Source organism: Zoogloea oryzae, from assembly GCF_030161255.1.
In the GTDB taxonomy this organism is placed as follows: domain Bacteria; phylum Pseudomonadota; class Gammaproteobacteria; order Burkholderiales; family Rhodocyclaceae; genus Zoogloea; species Zoogloea oryzae.
In genome coordinates this window covers 1-3909 of record NZ_BSPX01000147.1, presented here as the reverse complement: position 1 = coordinate 3909, position 3909 = coordinate 1, and the positions used below count along the sequence as shown (strand labels likewise).

Genomic DNA, 3909 nt, shown 5'->3' with positions numbered 1-3909 from the left:
GTTTGTTATTTTTTGATTTAAGTTCTTTTCTTTCTAAGAAGTGGAATAAAAGAACCCGGTTGAAGCGTAATGATCATACGTCTGTAATGCGTTGTATGTCCCAGTGATATATTCCATACATCACATTAGATAGATATCATATTCATGAATACGACTCACTTTCAAGATGCCTTGATGGTGAAATGGTAGACACGCGAGACTCAAAATCTCGTGCTAAAAAGCGTGGAGGTTCGAGTCCTCTTCAAGGCACAATTTCTAGAATACTCATTGAATGAGCAATTCAATAAGAGATCTCGGATCGAATCGATATTGATATATCGAGTATTCCAGGAATTACAGGGGGGTGGATTCATACAACAGAAACCTCTGGGAAAATGCCCCCCCGTAACCCAGCGGATAAAGTACATTACATAGTACGTTTTAGGGATTGGCGACTTACCCATTCAGTGACTTTGGCACTGGACGTTCTCAAAATGAGTACTATGGACTGGGAAATCTTTCTCCTATTATATGTATAATAATAGTATACACCTCCGCCTATTACGTATAATATACGAGAGTATTCAATTATTATATATAAAATGAATCCAATGTTTGATTTCATCCGGAAAAAGCCATCTCTTTCTCAACAATGTCATTGTCATTTGATCCAATAGCGTTCCGTTAGAGAGGCACAGATTGGATAAATACTGATAACTCTCAGAGAGAGTATTCGAACGGAAAGATCCATTAGATAATGAACTATTGGTTCTAAGCCATCTCTGGCGATGAATCAACAATTCGAAGTGCTTTTCTTGCGTATTCTTGAGAAACCAGCGTCTATACAGAGATGTAGGAGTATTCGTTTGGTAAGTAAACAGCCCCTTTTGCATCTCGTGATCTGCAAAGAATTTTCGACGTGAAAACACAGAGACAAAGGGCTGATCCTTGAATAATAAAAATAATGGATCTACAGGGTCCCAAATGAATCGGTTTATCCTAAAAAAGCCTTGTTCTTTGGAAGATATATCTCGTGTCTCGTACTGCATGGTTCCACTCTGCAAGAACTCCAAATCATTCTCTTGAAGTTCATCCTCTTTGCCCCAAAATGACTTGGCCCAATAGGGAAATCCCAATTCTTTTGGCCTTTGGATACAATCAAATAAATGGCCACAAGGGCGCCATATTCTAGGAGCCCAAACTATGTGATTGAATAAATCCTCCTCTACCCCTTGGGGGTCAAGGGCCCCTTCCCCTTCTTCAAACTCGGATTCGTCTTTTTCATATAGAAATCTCTGATCAATGATAGAACAAGATGCATTTTGCATCATATCTAAGGGATTCCTTGGTTTGGACCGAAGAAGCAATGTCACTTGATCATTATCAAACTCATTGCAATCCTTTTCTGTCCGTGAGAATCCTACCAGAACGCCTTCTACTTCTAATAGGGCATGAACTAGATCAGAATCATTTTCAACGAATCCATAAGAAGTGATCCAATTTTTTTCATCGGGTCCGGGTAGAGACCAAAGATCTTGAGCGACCGATCCGGCAGAACAACTCAAAAGGTAAAGAAGTATCGTTAATTTCTTCATGCTGGTTCCAAGCTCGAAGTACCATTTGTACAAATAAGAATCCCCTTCCTGACATGATCTCTTCTTCATATAGATAGATATAGGATCTATGGGGCAATTACTTAGAAGTACATTTTGTACAAGAGCCCTTCCTATCTGATAGAAAAGGATCCCATGATCCTGAACCGACCTTACCTGGGATCGGAAATCCCAAGTTTTTCTATGAAGAGCGGATCTAATTGTATTAGTATCTATAATCGAGTTCTTCTGTGTAATACTAATTGATAGGGCTTCATTGGTAAGTGATACAAGATCTCGTGCATTGGAACCCATGGTTAGGGACCCAAATCCATTAGTCTGGAACGTTTTATTTTCCAAGTGAAATCCCCGAGTATATGAAAGAGTGAAAAAGTGCTTTCGTTGTTGTGGAATAAGAAGCTTTCGTATCTTAATGCATGTATTGAATTTATTCGGAGCTATTAGAGCGGGATCCACTTTTTGGGGAATATGCGTCGAAGCAATAACTAGAATATTTCTAGTGGAGCATCTGTCACAATCCCTGGAGAGAAAGTTCACTAATAGACCGAGCGATAAGTAATTCACCTCATTCACATAGAGATCATGAATGTTTGGCATCCATATAATAGAAGGAGACATTGCTTTTACCAATTCGAATTGAAGGGTGATATCAAATCGTATCGGTATCGTAGACGGACATAGCGCATCCGTCGTTATCTCGTGCGTCATAGTTCGCAGCTCCGTATCCAAATCAAAGTAATCATCGCTATCGTCATTATCACCAATCTCATTCATATTCATATCGTCACCAACATCCCTCCCATCAAAATCCTCATCCTCAAGGTAATCCACAAGAAATTCTTTAGGTTGGTTATCTTTGTCCTCCAGGAACGGGTACGAACATACTGTAATGAAAGGAACATAGGAGTTTTTCGCCAGGTATTTCACCAAATAGGATCGTCCAATTCCGATAGAACCTATCACTAAAATACCCCTAGAAGGGGATAGAGGTAAGCGGAGCGAAAAGGGTTTTCCATGAGATGGGCAATGAAAACTATTAGCCCCATACGAGGTTTGTGAATAAGTGATTGTCTGATAATGAGCAAGGAATATCCGTCTTTCTGCTAAACAGGATCCATTGAACTCATAATTCATTAGATCTTTTTGATGAATGTCAACTAAGTGTCGTAAGTAAACTGATCCCGGCTGTTCAATCATTTGATAACCAGAGTCATTCGTTGATAATGGCTCACTATGAGTCAGACTCAATAGAATTTGATCAAGCCTTTTTTCTCTCGTTAAGGTAGAGAACTGAACCACGAATTCTCTTTCTTCAGCATTAAACAAATCACTGTTCGCGACCCAGGATTCTATTTGATCATCAATCCAATCCCCGTTCACGTTTTTTCTTTTTCGTATCAATGAATAGATCTCTTTACTTGTACGACTTAGATGTCTCGTATTTCTCGAAAAAGTGATTCGATGGATGGGATTTGGTATGATACTTATGAGATCAATGATATTCCTGAGATTGATATTGAAAAAGGGATTCTTAGAACGTATTGATTTGCCCCCATAAGCGGGACCACCCCCCAGTAGCATGTTGTCGCCAAAAGCATAACTCCGTATTTCTTCTAGAAGATCTCCTAATTGTTCCAGAGCAACTAGAAAGAGATTCTTTAACCAGAAAGAATTCAGTTCAGATGGAGGATACCTATCCAGAAGTTTTCCCAATTCAATCATGTATGATGGAATCATCAAGGATTTGATCTGTTCGAACTCTGTCTGTAACTCACGAGAGACGCGGGAAACAAAGAGAAGATGTGTAGGAACGAGATATCCAGCAACAAGAAGAAGGAAAAGGATTGAATAGAGGAACTCCCGAACATTCGGTGTTCTCAGATGTGCGCCTATCAATGGATAGAGTGACTCATTATTTCGAGGAATCTTTCCTTGAAGCCAAAGCCAATTCTGTAAACAGTTCCCCGAAATATCACTTATCAGATTCCATTGTCGAAGAATCGCCCACCATTTTTTCTGAGGAATTAGCCAGGATATATCTGATCCATGCATAATATCATCAAAAAAGGAGCGAAATATCGACACTAGGTCTGAAAAAGTCTCTAAAAGGATGCATTTCAGATATTTGAACCCTGTCGAAGTAAGGGCCCATGGCATATATTTTGGGAACCGATTCCATTTCGATTGAAAGTTTCGAACCATCTGCCGTTTCTGAACGCATTTCTTTAGACAAAGACTCCGTTTTTTCCTCTTTTCGAATCGTAAATATTTCTCAGAATATGGAGTGTGAATCAAGCCCTTGTTTGAATTGAGATAC

The 3909-nt window shown here is 39.4% G+C and carries 1 protein-coding gene and 1 tRNA gene; one reads left to right on the top strand and one right to left on the bottom strand.

Going from position 1 to position 3909, the window contains the following annotated elements:
- Window positions 1-168 precede the first annotated feature (168 nt).
- Window positions 169-249: transfer RNA gene (locus tag QQK25_RS24535), tRNA-Leu, on the top strand.
- A gap of 314 nt (window positions 250-563) precedes the next feature.
- On the opposite strand, the gene QQK25_RS24530 is transcribed toward QQK25_RS24535, so the two are convergent.
- Entirely contained in the window at window positions 564-3794 is a 3231-nt protein-coding gene (locus QQK25_RS24530; RefSeq protein ID WP_284189956.1) for a Ycf2 family protein, read from the bottom strand.
- Window positions 3795-3909 lie beyond the last annotated feature (115 nt).

Bases quoted from the DNA above. Each gene is read 5' to 3' on its own strand.
- QQK25_RS24530 (WP_284189956.1), bottom strand. From the start codon at position 3,794: ATGGTTCGAAACTTTCAATCGAAATGGAATCGGTTCCCAAAATATATG.